Raw genomic sequence first — 20,785 nt, 5'->3', positions numbered from 1 at the left:
TAACCGTGTGGCGGGTCAAAACGTTGAACTTGGCCATGGCCTGATCAATGGTCAGCCGACCCAGGTTGATCTCTTCAACCATTTGACGCATCTTGAGCTCATGCGCCTGAGTACGAAGCAAAAATAAGTGGTCCATCTGCTTAAAGTGATGGTAAACTTATTTTAGGACAAGACATTGCACGTATTATATTTTGGGGAGAAATAACAATAAAAATCAGTGCGATACACGAATCCTCTAAAACGTGTCTGCGTGATAATTATCACGTACAAGCACTTTGCGACAGACGACCTTTGTCTCATCAACTTAACCAGTTTACGACAATGATGAATCTATTGAAATCTGTATTTGGAGGAGCCGGTAATTCACAACTTAACGCGGTATTGGAACAGGGAGCTGTCATTATTGATGTACGCTCACCTGGCGAATTTGCGGGAGGTCATTCGCAGGGAGCGATCAATATTCCACTCGATCAACTCGGATCGAAGGTGGCTAAACTAAAAAGCTATAAGAAACCGATTGTTGTTTGCTGTGCTTCCGGTATGCGGAGTGCGCGGGCCAAATCGCTCTTATCGAGTCAGGGCGTTACCGATCTGTACGATGCTGGTAGCTGGCGGAATTTAAAATGAGCGGTCCCTCAAGACTGAGACAGGAATTTTTTAAAGTCGATATGACAAACAAAAAAGCGCGAACCAACCGGTCAGCGCTTTTTTTATTCCCTACAGTTAATCCTTAATCATAGGCTTTAACGGCAAACCGAATAGTGGGTTGAATGGTCACCTGTGCCCGAATGGAATTAGTGATCAGGCATTCTTTCTGCGTTTTCTGTAACACCTGCTGCGCTTTTTCCAGATCGCTTTCGTCGGTTAGCAATAGTTTGGGTGTAAGGGCCACATCGGTAATTTGTAGCCTATTATCAACACGTTCCAGCTTGCCGATTGCTGAACAGTCAAAATCATCGAAATCCAGTTTGGAGTTTTCGGCCACGGCCAGAAACGTTGTCATAAAACAACCCACAACAGCGGCTACCAGCAAATGCTCCGGCGACCATACATCTGGCATCCCTTTCGGGAATTCAGGGGGAATCGCTACATCAATGGTATCGGTTAGGCCAGGAGCGCTCAGTTGCCCTAAACGGGCATATTGCCAACCCAGATTTACTTCATAGTAATGCGGTCCCATAGGAATTGTGCTTTTAAAAGTGGCCCTGCCCGACAATGAACAGAGCCATAGTATACGGTGGTGATTAAAGCAATGTACTTGGGCAGACGTAGTCTGTAAGTGGGAGCTTACTGGTTTGCTTGATAGCGGCAAAACCGCCAGCCACGTCAATCAGCTTATCGAAACCACGGGCTTTCAGAATCGAAATCGCGACCATCGACCGGTAACCGCCTGCACAGTGGACGTAGTACGTTTTGTCGCGGTCGATACGAGCCATATTGTCGTTTATGTAATCCAGCGGCAGGTTGTCACTACCCACTACGTGTTCGGCATCATATTCACTCTTTCGACGAACATCGAGGATGGGTAGGTCCGGATTCTGAGCATATAATTCGGCAAACGTATTGGCTGAAATGGACGTAATGGTGTCGATCTCCCGGCCGTCGGCTTTCCACGAAGCAAACCCACCCTGCAAATAACCGATGCAGTTGTCGTAGCCTACGCGCGCCAGCCGGAGCACGGCTTCTTCTTCCTTGCCTTCAGGGGCAATCAGTAAAATCGGCTGTTTCAGATCGGGCACCAATGTACCGACCCAACCAGCAAATTGTCCTTCGAGTCCAACGTTGATGGCATTCGGAATAAATCCTTTGGCAAATTCGGGCGCAGTCCGTACATCGAGCATCAAAGCTCCTTCCTCGTTGGCTGCGGCTTCAAAGGCGGCTGGCGACAATGCCAGCGTACCCTGCCGAATCACCGAATCGACAGGCTCGTAACCCATTTTATTCAGTACCGCGTTCTTGGGGAAATACTGTGGAGGAGGCATCAGTCCGGTGGTGACTTCCTGGATAAACTCCGCTTTGGTACGAGCCCGCAGGGCATAGTTGAACAATTTCTGATTGCCCAGCGTGTCGGTGGTTTCCTTGCTCATGTTTTTGCCACAGGCCGACCCTGCGCCGTGTCCTGGATAAACGATCACATCATCGGGCAAGGGTAAGATTTTCGTGTGTAAACTGTCGTACAAGTAACCTGCCAGGTCTTCGCGGGTCAAATTGGTCTTAACCGCTAAATCCGGGCGACCTACATCGCCAATGAATAGCGTGTCGCCGGTGAAGATGGCCGTTTCCTTGCCATTTTCGTCGATTAGCAAATACGTAGTGGATTCCATCGTATGCCCGGGCGTATGCAGCACCCGGATTTTCACCTTTCCAATCGGAAACTCCTCACCGTCAGTAGCGACATGAGCCCTATAACCCGGCTGCGCCGTGGGACCAAATACAATCGTAGCGCCGGTTTTTGCCGACAGATCGAGGTGGCCCGACACAAAATCGGCGTGGAAATGGGTCTCAAAAATGTACTTGATCGTCGCTCCGTTGGCCGTTGCCCGATCCAGATACGGTTTTGTTTCACGGAGGGGATCAATGATGGCGGCTTCGCCCTCACTTTCAATGTAATAAGCAGCCTCAGCCAGACAACCGGTATAAATTTGTTCTACGTTCATGGCGTTTTGATGATTAAGTTGATGCATCAAAATTGGCAGAAAGCAGAGGCTGCTTCTGTACTATTTGTCACAAAATCTGTATGATTTTCGTCAGCTTTTTAGGCTTTACCCGTCAGGATTCGGTGCCAATATAGCCAGGGTAACAGGTATTTTTTCAGTAACCACATGGTCCAACACGGCACAGCCTGATCGAATGGAAACGTCATTTTGGGTTTGTTCGAGTAGTCGAATTCAGCCAGCATTAGTTTACCATATTCGGTCGGGATGGGGCAGGCGGTGTAGCCGTCGTATTGCGCACTGGATTGTGTTTTGTGCAGATACGCCAATATGTGTTCGACCATAACCGGTGCCTGTTTTCGGATGGCGGCCCCGGTTTTTGAAGTGGGGGCATTGCTCACATCGCCACAGGCAAAAATGTTGGGAAAGCGGCTATGCTGGAACGTGAACTTATTTACCTCAACCCAGCCCAGCGGCTGCGCCGGATCGGCCAGTGGGCTGTTTTTAATAAAATCGGGGGCCGACTGCGGAGGGGTAATGTGCGCCATGTCGAACTGGATCGACTGTTTCTGAACGTTACCATCGGCATCTTTTCCTTCAAAATAAATTGTTTGGTTTAGTCCATCGACCTCCGTAACATTCTGGGAAAAATGCGTTTTAATCCGATACCGTTTTAGCAGCCCTTCGAGGGTTTGGGCAAACTCTTTCACGGCAAAAATGGCTCCGGCTCCCGATACGTAATGTACGTCGGTCTTGTCCAGTACACCATTTTTACGCCAGTAATCGCAGGCCAGGTACATGATTTTGTGCGGGGCTCCTCCACATTTGACGGGCGTGGCCGGATTGGTAAACACGGCAACGCCCCCTTTAAAATTCCGGATAAGTTCCCAGGTGTAGGGCGCCGTCTGAAACGAATAATTACTTGAGACCTTGTTTTTTCCCAGCGTTTCGGTAAACCCTTTGATTTTTCCCCAATCTAGTTGAATCCCTGGCACAACCATCAACGCATCGTAAGTATACGTAGCTCCGCTGAGGCAGGTCACCTGATTTTGATCAGGCTGGAATGTAGCCACGGCATCCCGAATCCAGTCGGCTCCTTCCGGAATGTAATTCTGTTCGTTTTTTTCGGTGTCTTTCACATCAAACTGCCCTGCCCCCACGAGCGTCCAGGCAGGTTGATAATAATGCTTGGCCGATGGTTCGATAATGCCAATCTGTACAGATGGATCTTTATGGAGTAGTTGGGCCGTAGCCGACAGTCCAGCATTACCTCCCCCCACAACCAGTACGTGAAAATGAGTAGCCATTTTTAGGAATAGTTAAATTTTTTCTAAAAATAGCTCACGATAAAGCGGCAGTATGTGACATTTGTTACATACTGCCGCTTCGAGTATCCGACTTTTCGAGAGAATCACAAGGCCTTTTTCGCCAGATAAAAGTCAACCATTTCCAGATCGCTGTTCAATCGCTCTTCCAGCGCATCGACCGATTTTGGCGGGGGAACAATGACTTTATCGCCGGGTTGCCAGTTCAGGGGGCAGGCGACTTTATGTTCAACCGTCGTTTGAAGGGCCAGCAACGCCCGTTTGATTTCACCCATGTTTCGCCCAACGCTCATCGGATAATACATCACCAGCCGAATGATTCCATTAGGATCAATAATAAAGACGGCCCGAACCGCAGCGGTTTCACTTTCACCGGGTTGCAACATACCCCAAAGCTGCGATACATGCATATCAATATCGGCAACAATGGGAAATTTGAACAGGACACCCGTATTCTTTCGGACATTATCGACCCAGGCAATGTGTGAATGAATACTGTCGATACTTAGTCCCATCAGTTTGCAGTTGTGAACGGCAAAGAATGTATCCTGTTCCAAGGCAAAGCCGCTCATTTCGGTGGTACATACAGGCGTAAAATCGGCCGGGTGTGAAAAGAAAATAATCCAGCTCCCTTGGTTATAATCCGAAAATTTAATCTTGCCGGTAGTCGTAATCGCTTCGAAATCCGGGGCCTGATCGCCAATTCTTGGTATGTTGTTCATAATGGTATGACTTGATAATTGTCATCGCAAAGGAAGCTATTCTCAATTCGTCTATCCGTGATAAAAGTTACGTATACAAAAAGCCACGGGTGTGAAATGGCCCGTGGCTTTATTATTTTCAGAGTAAAGAATCAATGTGGTAGTTTTTCGCGCAGGTAGCCATAAACCCAGGTTCCTGCAACGGCACTTAGCAGGGTGATAATAACGGCCACGTAGCCGCTACCGATCTGAGCAAACAAGGGTCCTGGACAGGCACCCGTAATGGCCCAACCCAAGCCAAATAACAACCCGCCAAAGATTTGTCCTTTGTTGAACGTTTTCGGGTGAAACTCAACCGTTTCGCCAGCCAGTGTTTTGATATTGAACCGTCTGATCAGCCATACCGATACCAGACCAACCACAACCGCCGAACCAATCACGCCGTACATGTGGAAACTCTGGAGTCGAAACATTTCCTGAATCCGAAACCACGAAATGATTTCGGCCTTCACGAACACAATCCCAAACAGCATCCCAACCACCAGGTATTTGAGATTAGCGGTCCAGCTTTCGGTTTTTTTCATGTCGTTGGGCGCGTCGCACACCAACGTATCGGAACTTACTACGTTTTGCATGGTTATTTGCTTTCTTCAGGGTTAAAACAACTTCATCAACTGAGGGAGGATCAGGTGGGTCATGGCGAAACCACCGACCATGAAACAACAGGTGGCGACCAGCGAAGGCCATTGCAGGTTCGAGAGGCCCATAATGGCATGACCTGACGTACAGCCACCCGCCCAGCGTGTGCCAAAGCCAACCAGAAAACCCCCAAACACAAAAAATACCAGCCCTTTTAGCGTGAACAAATTGGCCGTATCGAACAAATCGGCGGGCATGAGCCCCGAAAAATCGTGAATACCCAGTGCTTTCAGATCAGCGATAGTGGCTGCCGAAAGCTGGAATGCATCGGGGTTTTCCAGAAAACGCGTGGCCAGAAAGCCGCCCAATAACACACCCGTCACAAAAAACAGGTTCCAGATTTCTTTTTTCCAGTTGTAGTGGAAGAACGGAATGTTGGCCGGCAAACAGGCCGCGCAAATGTGCCGAAGCGACGACGATATGCCGAACGATTTGTTGCCAATGAGTAATAACGTTGGGACGGTAAGGCCAATCAGTGGCCCGGCCACGTACCAGGGCCAGGGCCTGCGGATGAGGTCGATAAACTCCATGAATCGATTTATAGATGATAGTTGAGAATGAGATTGATTTGATGCATACCCACCCGGTTAAACACATACCGGTTGTTGTCGTAGGTGTCGCCGACATTGGTTTTGAGTACCCACAACACCTGAACATCCCAACCGTTGGGAAAATTGCCGGTGCGGTAGATAAAACTCAGGTTCGTTTGGGTATAGGAGGGCATTCCATATTTGTTTAAGGCAACGTTTTTGACATCGGGCAGTTGATAATACCCGAAACTGGCTTCGGCCCGGATGCGGCCCGTAGAGGTAAAAAACAGGTTTGTGTTGATGGCCGTTATATCGCCAACGCCTTCGTTTTTCTCCCGCATCATAAAGGTGTAAAACGGATCGCGGCCCCACTCACGGGGCATCAGATAGCGTCCTTCGGCTGTGATGCGGGTGGCATTCAGGTAGGTTGTCCAGCGGGTGGTCTGATAGCCGACTCGTCCCGAAAAAAACAGCGCGCGATTACCGGGCTGGTCATAGGCTTTACTTGATTCGGCGTTTCCACCATCCCCAACGGTCCACTGCCGGGCTGATTGGAGTCCAGCCACAAGCTGACGTTTTTTCCCCATCGAAAGACCCATATCAGCTCTTATGTAAGCAACATTGAATAGGTTCTGTACGTGGGTGTCCCAAAATTGCAGGACTAGGTTACCGACTTTCTGGGTTATACCAAGCTGACCGACACCTGCTGAATAGATATTGCCAGCATATTGAGAAGCCTTACCCGTCGCATCGACGCCAACCGGATAGAGCCCAATACTTTCGCCAATGTTATACCAGCCCACGGTTGAGCGAGGAGCAATGCGGGTCAGGTATTCCGCGTGAATCTGGGTATTGGCCCGTTCGTTCCATTCCAGCACAATGCCCTCGACAAATGTTGGCGACAATCGTCCGTCCTGTGGATTGATGAGGGGGCTGCGGGGTAATTGTCTGCCGAGGGTAATCCAGGATTTTTTTCCGAACAGATACTGGGCATACAATTCTTCGGGCCGAACGAGAACAGCGCGACTGCCCGGATTCTGCACATCGAACAGCCCAATTTCATACCGGTTGGGCTGGTTCGTTTGCTGATCGCGAGCTGCCAAATCCGACGATGCCAGATTCTTGCTGAAAAAAGCCGTTCCACCCAGTCTAAGGTGATTGACTAAGCGGGGGGTCTGATAACCCAGCCCAACGCCAATCCCCCACGCATAGGCATCACTCAAATCGCCCGCATTGTCCGTTACCATAAAAAACGAACGGGCACGAATCGGGAATCGATCACGGTCGAGCCAGCGATGCGGTTGGGTCGTAAGCGTATCGGGTTGCTTATCGTCAGTCGCCCAGGCATTGACCGATAGGATCGAAACCAACCAGAAAACGGCTAAATGTCTGCTCATGCGTTAGGGTTATGCTGAATAACTGGACAAAGCTCGGCAGCCATCCATCGCCTTTCCGTGATAATTGTTACATAGAGACCGTTTACTTTTCTGCGTTTCAACAGATAAGCCATTATCTGGTTAATTAGCCATGCGTATTCAGGAAGAACTGGTTTTGTTTTTTAGCGTGCTTAAGTGGATTATTTTGTCCATTCTGATCGGCTGTTTGACGGGCCTGGCGGCATCTGGGTTTATTCGCTTTATCCATGAAGTGATCGAGCAAAGCAATCACTATCAGCACGTGTTTTATTGGCTCCCGCTCAGTTTTTTTGTGGCTAATCTGCTCAGTCAGTTTGTTTTAAAGCAGCATGTTGGCACCGACGCGCTGATTGCGGCCATCAACAAAAACTATGGCAAAATCGAAGGGAGTTTCGTGCCAACCAAAATCATCAATGTTATACTGATTCTGGCCACGGGTGGCTCGGCAGGAAAAGAAAGCCCGTGTGCCCAGATTGGCGCGGGTTTGGGCAGTCTATGCGCCAACCTATTTCGGGTAACGGATATTGACCGGCGAAAAATGGTTCTGTGTGGCTTCTGTGCTGGATTTGCCTGTGTGTTCGGTGCGCCCATTGCGGGAGCTTTGTTCGGCATTGAAGTGCTGGCCGTCGGGGTTATTTTCTACGATGTGTTGCTCCCAGCTTTCGTGGCATCCATCACGGCTTATCAGATTTCCTCAGCGCTGGGCGTCACCTTTTTCTACTATCCACTCAAATTCGTGCCGGCTTTCGGCCAGGGTTTTTTCCTGCAACTGCTGGGTAGTGGCATTTTCTTCGGCTTGTGTGCCTACGGACTCATCCGATTGATCCAAACTAGTACGTCAGCCCTGAATACCCTTCCAATCTGGCGTCCCTGGAAGGGATTATTAGGGGGACTGGTCCTGGTCGGCCTGACGCTTTTATTCTTTCGCGATTATCTGGGATTAGGGCTTACGTTGATGGAAAACGCCATTGAAGGCCACTCGGTCAAGCCCTACACATTTTTGCTGAAAGCCCTTTTTACGGTCATTACTTTGAGCATCAGCCGAAGTGGAAGCGTCATCACGCCCACGTTGTTTATTGGTGCCACGGCGGGCAGCGTTTATGCGGACCTGGTTGGGGCCGATCACTCGACGTTTGCGGCCATTGGTTTTGTGAGTCTGCTGGCGGGTGCCGCCAATACGCATATTGCCTGTAGCATTTTAGCCATTGAACTGTTTGGGGTTGAGGTGGCCCCCTATGCAGCCGTTTCCTGCGTCATTAGTTTTCTGATGTCTGGCCATCGCAGTCTGTATTCATCCCAAGTGCTGGCCATGCCGAAATCCAGTGCGCTTCAAGCCGAAACGGGTCATGAATTTAACGCGATTGCTCATCCCGTTATCCGGTGGCGCGTTCAGTGGCCAAACTGGTTAAAAAAACTGGGTCGGCGTTTTCGCCGGTAGATTGGCTAAGCGACTGTAACCTTCGTTTACAATCCCCCTTTAATGTACGCCCAACCCTGCTCCTGTTTACGAATCAGTTCAACGATAGCCACAGGAACCGTTTCGACAAACGGCAGCATATCGACCAGAGACAGTTGCTTACTCCGCAGACTATTTTCACAAACTACAATCCGTATGGCGTGCTGCTCAACCAACGTTTGTAGAGTCTGGCCGTATTGCGATTCGTTAGTGATCAGGTCGATTCCGGGTCCATGCACCACTATTTCAACTTCCACGTCGGGCCACGCATGCAACAGGTTTTTTAGATTGCTGATCAGCGCTTTCTGCGATGCTTCATCGGGCGAAACAAACTGAAAAACAACGCGGTGTCCTGCACCTTTATCGGAATCCATATCCGTCATAACAAACAATAATGTATAGCATAACGAGACAGTAACGTCTATTTTGAAGCGGGGTGTTCCTTTTTGTACGCTTCAATGGGTTTGAACGGGCCGAACTTATGCTGTTTTTCGGAAAATGAATCGGTATAGGGGCCAAACGGATGATCGACGGGCTTACTGGCTAGCTTGGGCCAGTCGTTGCGGAGGTCTTTGGCGGGTCGAGGCATCGAGTTTATGTAGGCCGCAATGTCCCAGGCGTCCTCGTCACTTAACTGGGGCTTATCCCAACTGGCTCCCAGGGGCATATTGGCCTTAATGTAGCCCGCCAGTCGGGAAAGGCGGAACAGGCCCGCCCCCTGATTATAACTGTGTGATCCCCACAACGGCGGAAACGTAAAGCCATTTCCATCAGGGTTAGCAATGCCCTGGCCGGTATTTCCATGGCAACTCACACATTTCTGCTTGTAGGCTAGTTTCCCCTTGTCGGGGCTGGCGGCTCGATCCAGATAAGGGACTTTCCAAATGCCTGATCCGTTTGGATTTTCGCCCTTTGGCACCCCATCGCCCAGAAAATGGATGTAGGCGACTATGGCCTTCATTTCGCGGCTAGTACTGTCCAGGGCTTTCCCGTTCAGGCTGCGTTCAAAACAGTCGTTGACCCGTTTTACAATGCTTTCGGTCATGCCCGAACGCGCCCGGAATTTAGGGTAGGTCGAGGCTACAGCGCTGTAATTATTTCCCCAGGGTTTGGTTCCGGAATCCAGATGGCAGTTCTGGCAGTTCATGCCATTGGCTATATGGGCTACTTTTCCCTTAGGTCCCAGATACAGGGAAGTATTGGCAATCAGCTCTTTGCCGTACCGAATCAGTTCACCATTAGACGTTTTAGCCAAAACGGATTCAGACGGAGCCTGCCAGAGGGGCTTTGCCGTTTTGGTCGGCTTAACCGACGAAACGTCGTTTGTCGTAGTGGTCTGTTCGACTGTTTTTGCTGATGGCGTTATCCAGCCAAGCTGGAAAGCAATCAGAATAACGGTGGCAACTACGGCTAAGACCAACAATCCGGCTAAAGCGAGTAAAGTGCGTTGAAGCGATTGAATGGTTTTGTCAGTGGGGTCTTGCGTTGGCATAAATTCATCGAATAAGAACCCGGCTGGACGATTATCGATTATCCAAACGGTACTTTTCTACAGATAATAACTTAAAAGCAAATGTCCGGCTACGACAAATCAAACACCGTAACAATAGTCACAAAGCACACGATCTGATAGTTTGCGAACAAGTTACCGAGTGAACAAGCCCGGGCCCCTGATTGGGCTTGTTTTCCAGTGATAAATGTCACGGATTCGGGCTGATTTAGCCTGTACTTTCGGCCGGAAATTCGACGCCAAACGCTGAAGCACCAGCACGTTACTACGTATCGTGGGAAAAATAGATCGGTTTTGTTTATCGGCTCCGCTTGAGGGCAATCAGTTGGACGAAGTGTGTCGTCGGTTGCGAAATCTGACGGGTGTGTTTTGGGTACACTACAACGCAGCCGACATCGTTCTTGCTGTTGAACATACCAGCACCATCAATCGAAAATCCATCCTACAGGAAATGGTTAGGCTGGGCATCGCTAACGATCAGCCATGATGTATACAGTTATTTTACTGAGCTGGGTCATTTTCGGAGTTATACACAGTGTAACGGCCAGCGTGTGGCTCAAACAGCGTTTTGCCGCCAGGTTTAGCCATTTGTACACGTATTACCGACTGATGTACAACGGCATTGCCCTGCTTACACTGCCTCCGATACTCTGGCTGCACCGAATAGCTCCCGTCGACTACGTTAGCGCCTGGCAGGGTTCCTTCCTGACCGGTAGTCTAGTCATTGGTATAGGCGTAGTAATCGCCATTATAGCGTTGCGCGGGTATGATCTGGCCGAATTTATTGGATGGCCCGTAACCAGCAAGCAGGCGGGTCATCCGAAATTACGCCAAAACGGGCTTCTTCGGTACATGCGTCATCCCTTATATACGGGTACGATTTTGGCTTTAGCAGGAATCTGGATCGCTCAGCCGACCTGGTCCTACTTACTTCTTTTCCTGGCAGCCACGCTCTACATTCGGGTCAGCGTTTACTTCGAAGAACGAAAATTGATCGCTACGTTCGGAACCGACTACCGGGTTTACCGCCAACATGTACCGATGCTTATTCCCCGACTTTCCCGGCCATCGAAGGAATAAATGCATCACCAGCAGGTTAAAAAGGGCCAAACTATGCCAATTTATTCTATCTAAAACATGAAATGGGGTTAATTGATAAGTAAAATGATTTCCATGCTACGTAATTACTTATTATCAGTTGATTCGTTATCTGTTTTTTCGATAGGTAGGTTTGCGACTTGCCAAGCCGTCCAGAAGCCCGGTACATTAATTACATTGGTAAACCCGTTTTGCTGGAGAATACTTGCCGCAATCGAAGCCCGAAAGCCCGTACCGCAATAAGTTGCTACCGGTTGAAATGGTTCCAGTCCCGCCAAGTTGTCTCGTAGGTGGGCGACAAACCGATGCTGTGAATGAGGTACGTAACCTTTCTGTCGTTCCTGCTCGCTACGTACGTCCAGAATGGTCAGAGTGGGGTTCTCTATCTGTTGATGCAGGGTATGAACGGTCCACTCCTTAATGGATTGCAGGGGCAGAGCCGCGTTCTGCCAGCTCGTCATACCCTGATGCAAATACCCCAGAATCATATCGTAGCCTGTGCGGAATAGGTGCTGAGAGACCAGCATCAAGTCGCGTTCGCTTTCGACAACCAACAAAATAGGGGTTGTTCGTTCAACCATCCAGCCAACCCAAGTGGGAAATTCATTCTGTAGGGCAATATTTAGGGCACCCGGAATATGTCCTCCACCAAAGGCCAGAATCGAACGGGCATCCAGCACCAGAACGCCTTCCTGACTCATCTGCTGCCGAAACTCTTCAGGCGAAAGTGGAGGAATAAGGGGTAAGCCTCCTTTTATGGGCGCACCGGCCGCATTGAGCTTTTTTAAATCCGCGTAGTGGCGGGGTGGCTCCGGCATAGCGTCCAGCAACCAGTGAAGGAAATCGGCCTGCACCGGATGCGAAAATACAGGGCTAAACATGTGTTCATTCCCCAGTGTACTTTGTCGCCGGTCGCCAATGGATTTACCACAGGCAGATCCCGCACCATGACCGGGATACAGCTCAACGCGGTCACCCAGAGGCAGCAGCTTTTCATACAGAGACTGATGCAGGGCTATTGCCAACTGCTTGGTTTCGTCGCTGCCCAGCAGGTCGGGTCGGCCCGCGTCGAGATTAAACAACGTATCGCCCGAAAACACAGCAATCGGTCTATCGCCCTGTTTCTGATCGAAAAGCAGCCAACTGATGTGTTCTGGCGTATGACCGGGTGTGGGTAATGCTTGCAAGGTAATAGTACCTAACTCGATTTTTTCTCCTTCCTGAACCGGGTGATGTGCGAAGGTATACGCATCGTTTTCGCCCGTGTAAATGGGTGCGCCCGTTCGGACGGCCAGTTCGTGAGCACCTGATACAAAGTCGGCATGGATGTGTGTTTCGATTATAGCGATGATCCGTGCACCAAGTATCTGGGCTTTTTTCAGATAGATAGCTACATCCCGACGAGGGTCTATGACAGCAACCAGCCCCGCTTTATCGTCGCCAACCAGGTAGCTGAGCTGGGCGAGACCTTCACTGACGATTTGCTCTAAAACGACGGCCATAAGACGAATGAAGTTTATAGGCGATTAAACACTGATAAAGGTACCTTCCAGCGATAGGTTGATAGGCGAGTGACGATGGAGATAAGCTCGCATAGCGTCAACGGCATGAGTGTCTGTATCCCGCCGGTTAGTGCCGAGACATTGCGGAACAGCCTGCTCCGTGACAAATGCAGTGGTATAACTATGATAAGGATCAATGGGCTCAGCTCCGACAAAAAGGCTTTGTATCCGAGCTCCTTTGGGATTTTCCATTTTGAAATAAACCCGCAGGCCTGCCGTCCGCTTAACATAGCCACCCACTTGCTGGTAGGCATCTATGGAAAACGTTTTTTCCAGATTATCTTCTAGCATCTGCCAAATCTCCGTACCCGTCAATTCGACTAGTGAAATAACCGGGTCCATCGGGGTAATGTTATATAACTGTCCCATTGTAATGGGTCCCGGAGCAATCGGCGCACCATATCGCCACCCGTTGGAAAAGGCCATGTCGGCTCCCGTTGTTTCGAGCATGGATTGAAGTAACAGATTATCCATCGTTGCCTCCAGACAGGTACTACGGTCCAACGCGTGCAGGGTTTGGCCAACGACCTCCGCTAACTTACTGCGAAATGGGTCGAGGGCTTGTTCAACCAGCGATTGCATCACTGGGTGAGGAGCAATGGATTCCGACACTTCGGTTAAGGTGTGCTCGTACGCAACGATCCGTCCGTTATTAATAGTAAGCAATAGCTCGCCCAGAAAGGCACCGTGACTACCCGACTCGATCATAATCGTGTCATTGACTAGCAATGGATGTCGGATTCTGTCGTGGGTATGAGCACATAGACAGACATCAATACCGGGGACTTCTGACAGAAGTTTATGTGTTTGCGGAATACCCAAATGCGAGAGCAGAAATACCAAATCAACGTTTTCTGTATGCATCAAATAACTAATCATACCTGGCAACTCCTGTAGGCCTGTTGTGAAATAAACACCCTTGCTGAAGGAAAGCGGCATCGTTTTTGCGACAATGTTGGACGCTATTCCGATAATGCCGATGCGCAGTCCGGCCCGCTCCAGAATCTGATAAGGCGGAAAAACGTTCGTGCTGGCGTTCTTGTGAAAAACGTTGATTCCCAGAATTGGATACGTGAGTTGTTGTCCCAGTTCCAGTAATCGTTTGGGCCCATAGGCAAAATCCCAGTGAGCCGTCATTGCATCAAACCCCATTTGGTTTACGATTGGAACAAGGCTTCTCCTTGGGTTTGAATAGCCGGATAAGTCCCATGAAACGTGTCGCCACCATCGAGTAATACGGTCGCATTGGGGTATTGATTCCGGCGCTCTTTAACAAGTGTAGCCAGGCGAGCATAGCCTCCCACTGATCGATAGACGGTCTGCCCGTTTTCCCAGAACCATTCGGTATGCGGTTCCAAGTATGCATGAACATCGTTTATTTGCAGCAGTAGTAACTGAGTAGCGCTTAAGGATGTAGGTATCATAACGTTCAGGAATCGAAAGATTAAGGGTGATAGAGCGACAGCAGATACCGACGAAATTCATCAGTATCGTAGTTGGCCATTCCTTCGATCCGCTGCGCTATTTGCCCATCGCGGGTTAAAATCAAGGTGGTGGGAATGGCCTGCGTGGCAAAATCATCTGGCAATGCGCTGGCTGGCGTATACACCGGGAATGAAAATCCTTTCTGCTGAATCGCCTGCCGCACAGTTTGCGGATCTTCGTCCAACGACAGCATGACAAACGCAATTTTCTGCTTGTCCAGTGACTGATACAGCCGTTCGATGGCAGGCATTTCGGCCCGGCAGGGCGGACACCAGGTAGCCCATTGATTCAGAAAAACGACTTTCCCTTTTAATTCACTTAAGGACACTTGTTTGTTGTCCAGCGTCATCAGCGACAGTTGGTACGGATATTCAGAAGCCACCGGACTTTCCTTTGCGGCAGCTGCTGGCTGGTCAGTGGGCGCATTCTTAAGGCCTGACCCGAGAATCAATCCTTGGATGCCAGCTCGCAGGGAGGTACCCAGATCTGTAAAAAATAACAGAACGATTACTCCCAGCCACAGGATGTAAGTAAGCCAGGATGTTTGTTTTTTTTTGGTTGTGTTCATTATGTCACGTAGTTCATGCAGACGATGGATGTCTGTGTTTTAAGCATCAGGCAGTATTTTCATAAAACACTGCCAGGGGCAATCCAGCTATGCCGCCAGCATGTAAGGCGTTACGTCCTTCGCCTTCGGCTGGCAACAATAAGCGGCCCGGTTTCAGCGAGTCGATGCATTCGTTAAAAAACGAGTTGGGTTCAACTCCGTAGATATACGCTGGGTTCTGATAGCGCGTGTTCCAAAACTCCTCAGTGTACATGCGTTGATTCGAGCTGATTTACTACATACTCCAGGTGGTTTCCCTGTACCACGCCCGACTGTCGCCAAACAATCTGCCCCTTTTTGAACAATATCAGCGTGGGTACTCCCTGAATCCGGTACGTACTCGACACAACCGGGCTTTTGTCGACATCGATTTTCAGCACGCGTACACGGTTGCCCATATGCCCAGCAAACTCTTTTAGAATGGGGGCCATCATTTTACAGGGGCCGCACCATTCGGCAAAAAAGTCGACCAGCACAGGAGTATCTCCCTGAATAATTTCGTTAAAGGTTTCTTTTGTCTGCGTCCCCATAGTTGTTCATTCGTTTTCCAGCAAGCTGATGCAGCAAATCGCCCAGTAAAAATCCGGTCATGGCTCCCCAAAAGATCATTGTTTGCCAGTGCGATTGAATGGGGCAATGGCCTGTCAGACACCCTATTTCGTGCCAGTAGAGAAATCCGCCCAGGGCTCCCAATAAGCCCCCAATCCACGGCCACCGGTTAGTGTACTTCTTCATACGGTATCTCGTCATGATTCACTTCTGCCTTTTTGTTCGTCGTCTGACGCGTTTGCCGGGAGATGCCACAGCCCGCTGCTCCACAACCTACATTCAACATAGCCTGTACTAACAGGATGCCCCCCATGAGCCCAAGTAAGGGTTGATGATCCGTGAGGGCACTCCAGATAATCAGGCTTCCGGCAATTAAGCGAACCAGACGCATGGCATCCCAATTTTTTACTAAAGTTTCCATACGCTCCTATTAGTTGGCGTGTTTTTGAGCTCGGTTGGTTCGAATCCCAAAGGGTAAATAAAGTGGACAGGTGCTTACCAGACTGGTAGCGATAAACACGCCCGCTATAACTAAACTGACAATCCCCCAGGTACCCGTAAGCGTATTCGTTGCAAAAAGGGCAATCAGGACCAGTGCAATTACTATCCGAATGATTCGGTCCGCAGACCCCATGTTCTTTTTCATAGCCGTAATTTTTACGCTAAGAAAAAGCCTCTTTATGCCGGTTTCCGTGATAAAAATCACATAGTGACCTGATCTGGTGTTATACCTTCGCAAGGATTACCGAACATCGCATTCTCAACTTTTATTAACACAGTATCCGTATGAAATACCTGTCGATTGGCCTTGTTTCATTGATTATGTTTCTTTCACAGGCTGCCTTTGCTCAACCTGATTTTCATGGGGTAAAAGCCACAAAATCAGCCTATCATGTGGCCTATCAGTTAAATACCGACGATGAAGCGAAAATTAAAGCTACGCTGAAGAACATACAGAATGCCCTGGACGACCCTCGGCTGAAAGGCAAACTGGAGGTCGAATTAGTGGTACACGGCGGAGGAGTAGCGGCTCTGAAAAAAGGCAGCCCGTTTGAACAAACTCTTTTGGATTTACAAAAACAGGGGGTTGTGCTGGCCCAGTGCGAGAATACGTTACGCGAACGCAAAATTAGCAAGGACGAGATGTTGCCCTTTATTGGTTACACACCCAGCGGAAACGGCGAATTGATTATCCGACAACAACAGGGCTGGGCTATTATGCATCCCTAAGCCTAGCTAACCCGGACCTGATGGTACAAATGGTCTCATGTCCGGGTTAGCTACGGTTTGTCTCTTATAGCACTGGTGACTCAGATGTCGTTGTTACGATGGCCTTTGTGTTATCTTTAGCAAATTCTGGCCGATAATCCTCAAAGAAATTAATCCAGGTTCGTCGGGCCAGCCGGAAGAAAAACGGCGTCAGAAGCACCAGCGAGGGCAGTAGAAACACCAGATAGTAGTCTAAATCAATATCCAGTATGGCATAAAAGAGCACAAAGGAGCTGATGATAAACGCTACGTAATAGGCGTAACTGACATACATGGCACCCGTAAAAAAGCCGGGTTCCCGATTGTACCGCAACTGGCAATGGCTGCACTCCTCGTGCATTTTGTCGAACTGTTTCAGCTTATAGGCGCTTTTGCTGACAAAAAAATCGCCTTCCTGGCAACGAGGACATTTATTGAAAAGAATGCTATATAGTTTGGTTCCTTTTAACATGGCTCAGGTTTGTTCTTGTGCGATCACAGCCGTAATGATGTCGGTGATCATTGACAAACAAAAATAGCCCGCTCGTGAGCTCAAATCTGTGATAATTGTTACACAGGAACCTGATTTTGGTAATAACCCCGTAAATCCTGTCCCAAATTTATTGAGCAGGATTTGCGGGGTCATAATTTTATACGGCAATCCCTATTTTTTCTTTAGCGTACTAGGGCAAACGTAATCCGTGGTTTTAATGCGTCCGGTTTTTTGAATAGCCCCAAAGCCGCCCGCTACGTCGATCACGTTATCGTACCCTCTGGCTTTCAGGATGGAAGCCGCCATCATCGACCGATAACCGCCTGCACAGTGAATATAGAACGTTTCGTCTTTAGGAAACTCCGCCATATGTTCGCTGATGTAGTCAAGAGGGATGTTTTGGGCCCCGTCGATATGTTCCGCCGTAAACTCACCGGGTTTCCGAACGTCGATAACAACCGCATCGTTTTGTTCGAGCCGGTTAGCCAGTTCATCGGCCGAAATCGACGTAATGGTGTCTACTTCATTGCCACTGGCCGCCCAGGCGTCGAAACCACCGGCCAGATAACCCAGCACCTGGTCGTAGCCAACGCGAGCCAGCCGGGTTAGGGTTTCTTCTTCGGTGCCCGGTTCACAAACCAGCAGCAACTCCTGCCGAACGTCGGGAATCAGGGCACCAACCCAGGGCGCAAACTGCCCCCCAAGGCCAATATTGATCGAATTTGGAATAAAGCCTTTGTTAAACACCTGTGCTGCCCGAACATCAAGAATAACCGCGCCCGTTTCATTCGCAGCTACTTCGAAGGCTTCGGGGCTTAAGGGTTGAGCCCCCCGGTCCAACACCGTATCGATGCTTTCGTACCCCTGCTTGTTCATCAGTACGTTTTGCGGGAAGTAGTTCGGTGGCGCCAGCAGACCGTCGGTGACCTCCTTAATAAATTCGGCGCGGGTCATGTTGGCACGCAGGGCATAGTTAAACAGCTTCTGGTTACCCAGTGTATCGGTGGTTTCCTTACTCATGTTTTTGCCACAGGCCGACCCTGCACCGTGAGCCGGGTAAACAATCACCTCGTTAGGCAAGGGCATGATTTTGTTCCGCAGTGAATCGAACAGATACCCGGCCAGATCGTCCATCGTCAGATCAGATTTCTGCGCCAGATCGGGCCGACCTACATCGCCAATGAACAGCGTATCGCCACTGAACAACGCTTTTTCCTTACCTTCTTCGTCGATCAGCAGGTAACAGGTCGATTCCAGGGTATGCCCCGGCGTATGCAGCACCCGAATTTGGCCATTACCCAACGGAAGCTCTTCGCCATCTTTCGCGATATAGGCGTCGAAGCCCGTCTGTGCGTTAGGACCGTAGACAATCGTGGCACCGGTTTGTTTGGCCAGGTCGAGGTGCCCCGATACGAAATCGGCGTGGAAATGGGTTTCCAGTACGTATTTGATAGTCGCTCCTTCGCGTTCGGCTCGTTCGATGTAGGGTTTTACTTCGCGCAAGGGGTCGATAATAGCTACTTCGCCAGCGCTTTCGATATAATAAGTCCCCTGAGCGAGGCAACCAGTATAAATCTGTTCTATGTTCATGGTTACTATAGATGACAAATGGAGATAAAATGAGTTAAAAAAGAAGTTCTTTCGCGATGATGTACACGCCCATTACCAGCACAAACCAGCCAAAGGTCTTTTTGAGTTTCTCGCCCGGAACGTAGCGGGACAGGTAAGTGCCGACAAAAATACCAACAATGGAAAAGGCAGTAAATTCGAGCAGGAATGGCCAATCAACGGGCATGTTGGATAAATCACCCAGGAACCCAATCAGCGATTTGGCGGCAATAATCAGCAGCGACGTGCCAACCGCCATTTTCATGGGCAGCCGCGCCAGCAGCACCAGCGCTGGAATGATCAGAAAGCCGCCACCCGCGCCCACAATACCGGTCAAGGTTCCTACCAGGGCTCCTTCAAGGGCGATCAGTGGTAAGTTGAATTGTAACTCGCCAATTTCCTGTCTCGTTTCGCCCTTCTTGTCCCGAATCATTGAAAAGGAAGCGGCCAGCATCACCAGCGCAAAAAACAGCATGATGGCCACATTCCGGCTCAGCTCGAAAGCGCCTAGGCTGAAGACGGGGTCCGGAATAGCGGGTACCAGGTACTTGCGGGTCAGAAAAACCGCCAGAAACGAAGGGATGGCGAAAACAAGGGCGGCCCTGTAGTTGATCTGGGCCTTGCGCATATAGCTAACTGACCCCACCAGCGAGGTGGTACCCACCACAAACAGGGAGTAAGCAGTGGACAAAACGGGATTAATCCCCATCATGTACACCAGAACCGGAAGTGTCAGAATACTTCCTCCGCCCCCAATCAGGCCCAGGCTGATGCCAATAAAAATAGAGGCCGAAAAGCCAATCAGTTGAATCGTCGTCATAATGCTTACTAAATGTTAAGCAAAGCAACAGGCTGACGAAAGGCTTTTCCGTGATAATTGTTACATAGCCTGGATTAATTGGGCAACATTTCGATTTTTCCGCGTAACAACTTCAATTTCTCCATTTTTTCGAGCTGCTTCAGCAGTCGGGAAATTACCTCACGCGATGTGGCGAGCTCATTGGCAATTTCTTCGTGAGTAATAGTCAGTTCACTACATTGACAGCTTTTGGTCTTCTTCTGAAGATAGGTCAGCAGCCGCTCGTCTAGTTTATGAAAGGTCACTTCGTCGATAGTTTGAAGCAAGTTATCGAAGCGTTTCTGATAGGTCTGAAACACAAACTGTTTCCAACTTGAATAGCGACACATCCACTCGTCTACTTTGTCGACTGGTATGGCAATCAGCTCGGTATCTTCCTCGGCTACGGCCGTAATTTCGCTACGTCGGCTCCCCAGGCAGCAAGTAAGCGACATGGCGCAGGCATCCAATCCGCCCAGGTAATAGAGCAACGCTTCGCGCCCTTCCTGATCGGGTCGCATAATTTTGACTGATCCACGGATGATAATGGGCACAGATCGAATGTATTCGCCGGGGCGAATCAGATAGGAACCCACCGGAATAACTTTATGCTGCCCCACTTTTGCCAGCTCATCCAGCAACGCATATTCGAACTGTCCTTTGAAGGTTTCCTGAAGATAATCAATGGTTATGCTCATGGCAACTAGTTTAGTCGCTAACCCAAACAAATTAAAACAAGTTACAATCTGTAGTAAAATTGTAAAAGGAATGCAATCTAAAATCGTCCAATTAAAGCCGTCCAAAACTGAACAAACTATGGTGTAATCTATTGTAATTGAGTTTTTTGTAAAAAATTTAACGGCAGATGACTTGTCCTGAAAAAAGTTGACCACAAACTGGTTAACTTATGGATCAACTCAGACTATCACCCATGCAACAGCATGAACTCACCATGCGCCAAATGGTGGAACAAATTCACCTTGGCAAGCTCAACCTGGACCAAGCTT

The 20,785-nt window shown here is 49.3% G+C and carries 27 protein-coding genes; 5 read left to right on the top strand and 22 right to left on the bottom strand.

Annotation, left to right across the window (positions count from 1 at the left end; translation table 11 throughout):
- Positions 1 to 321: 321 nt before the first annotated feature.
- Positions 322 to 627: a rhodanese-like domain-containing protein gene (locus NT073_RS20395; RefSeq protein WP_297377130.1), complete on the top strand. Its 306-nt coding sequence runs from the start codon at positions 322 to 324 to the stop codon at positions 625 to 627.
- A 103-nt stretch (positions 628 to 730) separates the two neighbouring features.
- Here NT073_RS20395 and NT073_RS20390 read toward each other — a convergent pair whose 3' ends face one another.
- The 7 genes from NT073_RS20390 to NT073_RS20360 all read right to left on the bottom strand — a co-directional run bounded on the left by NT073_RS20390 (position 731) and on the right by NT073_RS20360 (position 7,306).
- Entirely contained in the window at positions 731 to 1,180 is a 450-nt protein-coding gene (locus NT073_RS20390) for an OsmC family protein (protein WP_297377128.1), read from the bottom strand.
- A 64-nt stretch (positions 1,181 to 1,244) separates the two neighbouring features.
- Positions 1,245 to 2,657: an MBL fold metallo-hydrolase gene (locus NT073_RS20385; RefSeq protein WP_297377126.1), complete on the bottom strand. Its 1,413-nt coding sequence runs from the start codon at positions 2,655 to 2,657 to the stop codon at positions 1,245 to 1,247.
- A gap of 98 nt (positions 2,658 to 2,755) precedes the next feature.
- On the bottom strand, positions 2,756 to 3,961 hold the full coding sequence (locus NT073_RS20380) for an FAD/NAD(P)-binding oxidoreductase (RefSeq protein ID WP_297377124.1): 1,206 nt from the start codon (positions 3,959 to 3,961) through the stop codon (positions 2,756 to 2,758).
- 104 nt (positions 3,962 to 4,065) lie between these two features.
- Positions 4,066 to 4,701 (bottom strand): peroxiredoxin, encoded by a 636-nt coding sequence (locus NT073_RS20375; RefSeq protein WP_297377122.1) that lies wholly within the window; start codon positions 4,699 to 4,701, stop codon positions 4,066 to 4,068.
- Positions 4,702 to 4,832: 131 nt separating this feature from the next.
- Positions 4,833 to 5,315 carry a DUF6691 family protein gene (locus NT073_RS20370; RefSeq protein WP_297377120.1) on the bottom strand — a complete coding sequence of 161 codons (483 nt, stop codon included), beginning with the start codon at positions 5,313 to 5,315 and terminating at the stop codon, positions 4,833 to 4,835.
- A gap of 21 nt (positions 5,316 to 5,336) precedes the next feature.
- Complete coding sequence (locus NT073_RS20365) at positions 5,337 to 5,909, bottom strand: YeeE/YedE thiosulfate transporter family protein (RefSeq protein ID WP_297377118.1); 573 nt, start codon at positions 5,907 to 5,909, stop codon at positions 5,337 to 5,339.
- 8 nt (positions 5,910 to 5,917) lie between these two features.
- Positions 5,918 to 7,306, bottom strand: a complete 1,389-nt coding sequence (locus NT073_RS20360) for an OprD family outer membrane porin (RefSeq protein WP_297377116.1) — start codon at positions 7,304 to 7,306, stop codon at positions 5,918 to 5,920.
- Between the two features lie 130 nt (positions 7,307 to 7,436).
- Here NT073_RS20360 and NT073_RS20355 point away from each other — a divergent pair, with 130 nt between their 5' ends.
- Positions 7,437 to 8,762 (top strand): chloride channel protein, encoded by a 1,326-nt coding sequence (locus tag NT073_RS20355; protein WP_297377114.1) that lies wholly within the window; start codon positions 7,437 to 7,439, stop codon positions 8,760 to 8,762.
- A gap of 26 nt (positions 8,763 to 8,788) precedes the next feature.
- Here NT073_RS20355 and NT073_RS20350 read toward each other — a convergent pair whose 3' ends face one another.
- Positions 8,789 to 9,163 (bottom strand): DsrE family protein, encoded by a 375-nt coding sequence (locus NT073_RS20350; protein WP_297377112.1) that lies wholly within the window; start codon positions 9,161 to 9,163, stop codon positions 8,789 to 8,791.
- A gap of 38 nt (positions 9,164 to 9,201) precedes the next feature.
- Positions 9,202 to 10,272 (bottom strand): c-type cytochrome, encoded by a 1,071-nt coding sequence (locus NT073_RS20345; protein WP_297377110.1) that lies wholly within the window; start codon positions 10,270 to 10,272, stop codon positions 9,202 to 9,204.
- Between the two features lie 292 nt (positions 10,273 to 10,564).
- Here NT073_RS20345 and NT073_RS20340 point away from each other — a divergent pair, with 292 nt between their 5' ends.
- Positions 10,565 to 10,777, top strand: coding sequence for a hypothetical protein (locus NT073_RS20340; protein WP_297377109.1), 213 nt, complete (start codon positions 10,565 to 10,567; stop codon positions 10,775 to 10,777).
- On the top strand, positions 10,774 to 11,370 hold the full coding sequence (locus NT073_RS20335) for a methyltransferase (protein ID WP_297377108.1): 597 nt from the start codon (positions 10,774 to 10,776) through the stop codon (positions 11,368 to 11,370). Before NT073_RS20340 ends, NT073_RS20335 begins: the two co-directional genes overlap by 4 nt.
- 104 nt (positions 11,371 to 11,474) lie before the next feature.
- Here NT073_RS20335 and NT073_RS20330 read toward each other — a convergent pair whose 3' ends face one another.
- The 9 genes from NT073_RS20330 to NT073_RS20290 are packed head-to-tail and all read right to left on the bottom strand — an operon-like array spanning position 11,475 to position 16,237.
- Positions 11,475 to 12,890, bottom strand: a complete 1,416-nt coding sequence (locus tag NT073_RS20330) for an MBL fold metallo-hydrolase (RefSeq protein WP_297377106.1) — start codon at positions 12,888 to 12,890, stop codon at positions 11,475 to 11,477.
- A gap of 24 nt (positions 12,891 to 12,914) precedes the next feature.
- The gene (locus tag NT073_RS20325; protein ID WP_297377104.1) at positions 12,915 to 14,102 is read right to left on the bottom strand and encodes a 5'-nucleotidase C-terminal domain-containing protein; all 1,188 of its coding nucleotides are present in this window, start codon (positions 14,100 to 14,102) and stop codon (positions 12,915 to 12,917) included.
- A gap of 5 nt (positions 14,103 to 14,107) precedes the next feature.
- Positions 14,108 to 14,374 carry a hypothetical protein gene (locus NT073_RS20320; protein WP_297377102.1) on the bottom strand — a complete coding sequence of 89 codons (267 nt, stop codon included), beginning with the start codon at positions 14,372 to 14,374 and terminating at the stop codon, positions 14,108 to 14,110.
- A 20-nt stretch (positions 14,375 to 14,394) separates the two neighbouring features.
- Positions 14,395 to 15,003, bottom strand: a complete 609-nt coding sequence (locus tag NT073_RS20315) for a TlpA disulfide reductase family protein (RefSeq protein WP_297377101.1) — start codon at positions 15,001 to 15,003, stop codon at positions 14,395 to 14,397.
- A 46-nt stretch (positions 15,004 to 15,049) separates the two neighbouring features.
- On the bottom strand, positions 15,050 to 15,256 hold the full coding sequence (locus NT073_RS20310; protein WP_297377099.1) for a hypothetical protein: 207 nt from the start codon (positions 15,254 to 15,256) through the stop codon (positions 15,050 to 15,052).
- On the bottom strand, positions 15,246 to 15,572 hold the full coding sequence (trxA, locus tag NT073_RS20305; protein ID WP_297377097.1) for a thioredoxin: 327 nt from the start codon (positions 15,570 to 15,572) through the stop codon (positions 15,246 to 15,248). Before trxA ends, NT073_RS20310 begins: the two co-directional genes overlap by 11 nt.
- The gene (locus NT073_RS20300; RefSeq protein ID WP_297377095.1) at positions 15,544 to 15,777 is read right to left on the bottom strand and encodes a hypothetical protein; all 234 of its coding nucleotides are present in this window, start codon (positions 15,775 to 15,777) and stop codon (positions 15,544 to 15,546) included. Before NT073_RS20300 ends, trxA begins: the two co-directional genes overlap by 29 nt.
- Entirely contained in the window at positions 15,761 to 16,012 is a 252-nt protein-coding gene (locus NT073_RS20295; RefSeq protein ID WP_297377094.1) for a hypothetical protein, read from the bottom strand. Before NT073_RS20295 ends, NT073_RS20300 begins: the two co-directional genes overlap by 17 nt.
- Positions 16,013 to 16,021: 9 nt before the next feature.
- Positions 16,022 to 16,237, bottom strand: a complete 216-nt coding sequence (locus NT073_RS20290; RefSeq protein ID WP_297377092.1) for a DUF2892 domain-containing protein — start codon at positions 16,235 to 16,237, stop codon at positions 16,022 to 16,024.
- Between the two features lie 140 nt (positions 16,238 to 16,377).
- Here NT073_RS20290 and NT073_RS20285 point away from each other — a divergent pair, with 140 nt between their 5' ends.
- On the top strand, positions 16,378 to 16,821 hold the full coding sequence (locus NT073_RS20285) for a DsrE family protein (RefSeq protein ID WP_297377090.1): 444 nt from the start codon (positions 16,378 to 16,380) through the stop codon (positions 16,819 to 16,821).
- 64 nt (positions 16,822 to 16,885) lie between these two features.
- Here NT073_RS20285 and NT073_RS20280 read toward each other — a convergent pair whose 3' ends face one another.
- From NT073_RS20280 to NT073_RS20265, 4 genes are all read right to left on the bottom strand, one after another.
- Positions 16,886 to 17,311: a DUF983 domain-containing protein gene (locus tag NT073_RS20280; protein ID WP_297377087.1), complete on the bottom strand. Its 426-nt coding sequence runs from the start codon at positions 17,309 to 17,311 to the stop codon at positions 16,886 to 16,888.
- 192 nt (positions 17,312 to 17,503) lie between these two features.
- The gene (locus NT073_RS20275) at positions 17,504 to 18,922 is read right to left on the bottom strand and encodes an MBL fold metallo-hydrolase (RefSeq protein WP_297377085.1); all 1,419 of its coding nucleotides are present in this window, start codon (positions 18,920 to 18,922) and stop codon (positions 17,504 to 17,506) included.
- 34 nt (positions 18,923 to 18,956) lie between these two features.
- Positions 18,957 to 19,760, bottom strand: a complete 804-nt coding sequence (locus tag NT073_RS20270; RefSeq protein WP_297377083.1) for a sulfite exporter TauE/SafE family protein — start codon at positions 19,758 to 19,760, stop codon at positions 18,957 to 18,959.
- A 74-nt stretch (positions 19,761 to 19,834) separates the two neighbouring features.
- Positions 19,835 to 20,476: a Crp/Fnr family transcriptional regulator gene (locus NT073_RS20265; RefSeq protein WP_297377081.1), complete on the bottom strand. Its 642-nt coding sequence runs from the start codon at positions 20,474 to 20,476 to the stop codon at positions 19,835 to 19,837.
- Positions 20,477 to 20,785 lie beyond the last annotated feature (309 nt).

The organism is Spirosoma sp. (assembly GCF_026391055.1).
In the GTDB taxonomy this organism is placed as follows: Bacteria; Bacteroidota; Bacteroidia; order Cytophagales; family Spirosomataceae; genus Spirosoma.
Note: the sequence above shows the minus strand (reverse complement) of the source record. Positions and strands in the feature narration are given on the sequence as shown.

What these genes read in the sequence shown, in the direction of transcription:
- NT073_RS20395 (WP_297377130.1), top strand. Translation starts at nt 322, where the DNA reads ATGATGAATCTATTGAAATCTGTATTTGGAGGAGCCGGTAATTCACAA.
- NT073_RS20390 (WP_297377128.1), bottom strand. Translation starts at nt 1,180, where the DNA reads ATGGGACCGCATTACTATGAAGTAAATCTGGGTTGGCAATATGCCCGT.
- NT073_RS20385 (WP_297377126.1), bottom strand. Translation starts at nt 2,657, where the DNA reads ATGAACGTAGAACAAATTTATACCGGTTGTCTGGCTGAGGCTGCTTAT.
- NT073_RS20380 (WP_297377124.1), bottom strand. Translation starts at nt 3,961, where the DNA reads ATGGCTACTCATTTTCACGTACTGGTTGTGGGGGGAGGTAATGCTGGA.
- NT073_RS20375 (WP_297377122.1), bottom strand. Translation starts at nt 4,701, where the DNA reads ATGAACAACATACCAAGAATTGGCGATCAGGCCCCGGATTTCGAAGCG.
- NT073_RS20370 (WP_297377120.1), bottom strand. Translation starts at nt 5,315, where the DNA reads ATGCAAAACGTAGTAAGTTCCGATACGTTGGTGTGCGACGCGCCCAAC.
- NT073_RS20365 (WP_297377118.1), bottom strand. Translation starts at nt 5,909, where the DNA reads ATGGAGTTTATCGACCTCATCCGCAGGCCCTGGCCCTGGTACGTGGCC.
- NT073_RS20360 (WP_297377116.1), bottom strand. Translation starts at nt 7,306, where the DNA reads ATGAGCAGACATTTAGCCGTTTTCTGGTTGGTTTCGATCCTATCGGTC.
- NT073_RS20355 (WP_297377114.1), top strand. Translation starts at nt 7,437, where the DNA reads ATGCGTATTCAGGAAGAACTGGTTTTGTTTTTTAGCGTGCTTAAGTGG.
- NT073_RS20350 (WP_297377112.1), bottom strand. Translation starts at nt 9,163, where the DNA reads ATGACGGATATGGATTCCGATAAAGGTGCAGGACACCGCGTTGTTTTT.
- NT073_RS20345 (WP_297377110.1), bottom strand. Translation starts at nt 10,272, where the DNA reads ATGCCAACGCAAGACCCCACTGACAAAACCATTCAATCGCTTCAACGC.
- NT073_RS20335 (WP_297377108.1), top strand. Translation starts at nt 10,774, where the DNA reads ATGATGTATACAGTTATTTTACTGAGCTGGGTCATTTTCGGAGTTATA.
- NT073_RS20330 (WP_297377106.1), bottom strand. Translation starts at nt 12,890, where the DNA reads ATGGCCGTCGTTTTAGAGCAAATCGTCAGTGAAGGTCTCGCCCAGCTC.
- NT073_RS20325 (WP_297377104.1), bottom strand. Translation starts at nt 14,102, where the DNA reads ATGGGGTTTGATGCAATGACGGCTCACTGGGATTTTGCCTATGGGCCC.
- NT073_RS20320 (WP_297377102.1), bottom strand. Translation starts at nt 14,374, where the DNA reads ATGATACCTACATCCTTAAGCGCTACTCAGTTACTACTGCTGCAAATA.
- NT073_RS20315 (WP_297377101.1), bottom strand. Translation starts at nt 15,003, where the DNA reads ATGAACACAACCAAAAAAAAACAAACATCCTGGCTTACTTACATCCTG.
- NT073_RS20310 (WP_297377099.1), bottom strand. Translation starts at nt 15,256, where the DNA reads ATGTACACTGAGGAGTTTTGGAACACGCGCTATCAGAACCCAGCGTAT.
- trxA (WP_297377097.1), bottom strand. Translation starts at nt 15,572, where the DNA reads ATGGGGACGCAGACAAAAGAAACCTTTAACGAAATTATTCAGGGAGAT.
- NT073_RS20300 (WP_297377095.1), bottom strand. Translation starts at nt 15,777, where the DNA reads ATGAAGAAGTACACTAACCGGTGGCCGTGGATTGGGGGCTTATTGGGA.
- NT073_RS20295 (WP_297377094.1), bottom strand. Translation starts at nt 16,012, where the DNA reads ATGGAAACTTTAGTAAAAAATTGGGATGCCATGCGTCTGGTTCGCTTA.
- NT073_RS20290 (WP_297377092.1), bottom strand. Translation starts at nt 16,237, where the DNA reads ATGAAAAAGAACATGGGGTCTGCGGACCGAATCATTCGGATAGTAATT.
- NT073_RS20285 (WP_297377090.1), top strand. Translation starts at nt 16,378, where the DNA reads ATGAAATACCTGTCGATTGGCCTTGTTTCATTGATTATGTTTCTTTCA.
- NT073_RS20280 (WP_297377087.1), bottom strand. Translation starts at nt 17,311, where the DNA reads ATGTTAAAAGGAACCAAACTATATAGCATTCTTTTCAATAAATGTCCT.
- NT073_RS20275 (WP_297377085.1), bottom strand. Translation starts at nt 18,922, where the DNA reads ATGAACATAGAACAGATTTATACTGGTTGCCTCGCTCAGGGGACTTAT.
- NT073_RS20270 (WP_297377083.1), bottom strand. Translation starts at nt 19,760, where the DNA reads ATGACGACGATTCAACTGATTGGCTTTTCGGCCTCTATTTTTATTGGC.
- NT073_RS20265 (WP_297377081.1), bottom strand. Translation starts at nt 20,476, where the DNA reads ATGAGCATAACCATTGATTATCTTCAGGAAACCTTCAAAGGACAGTTC.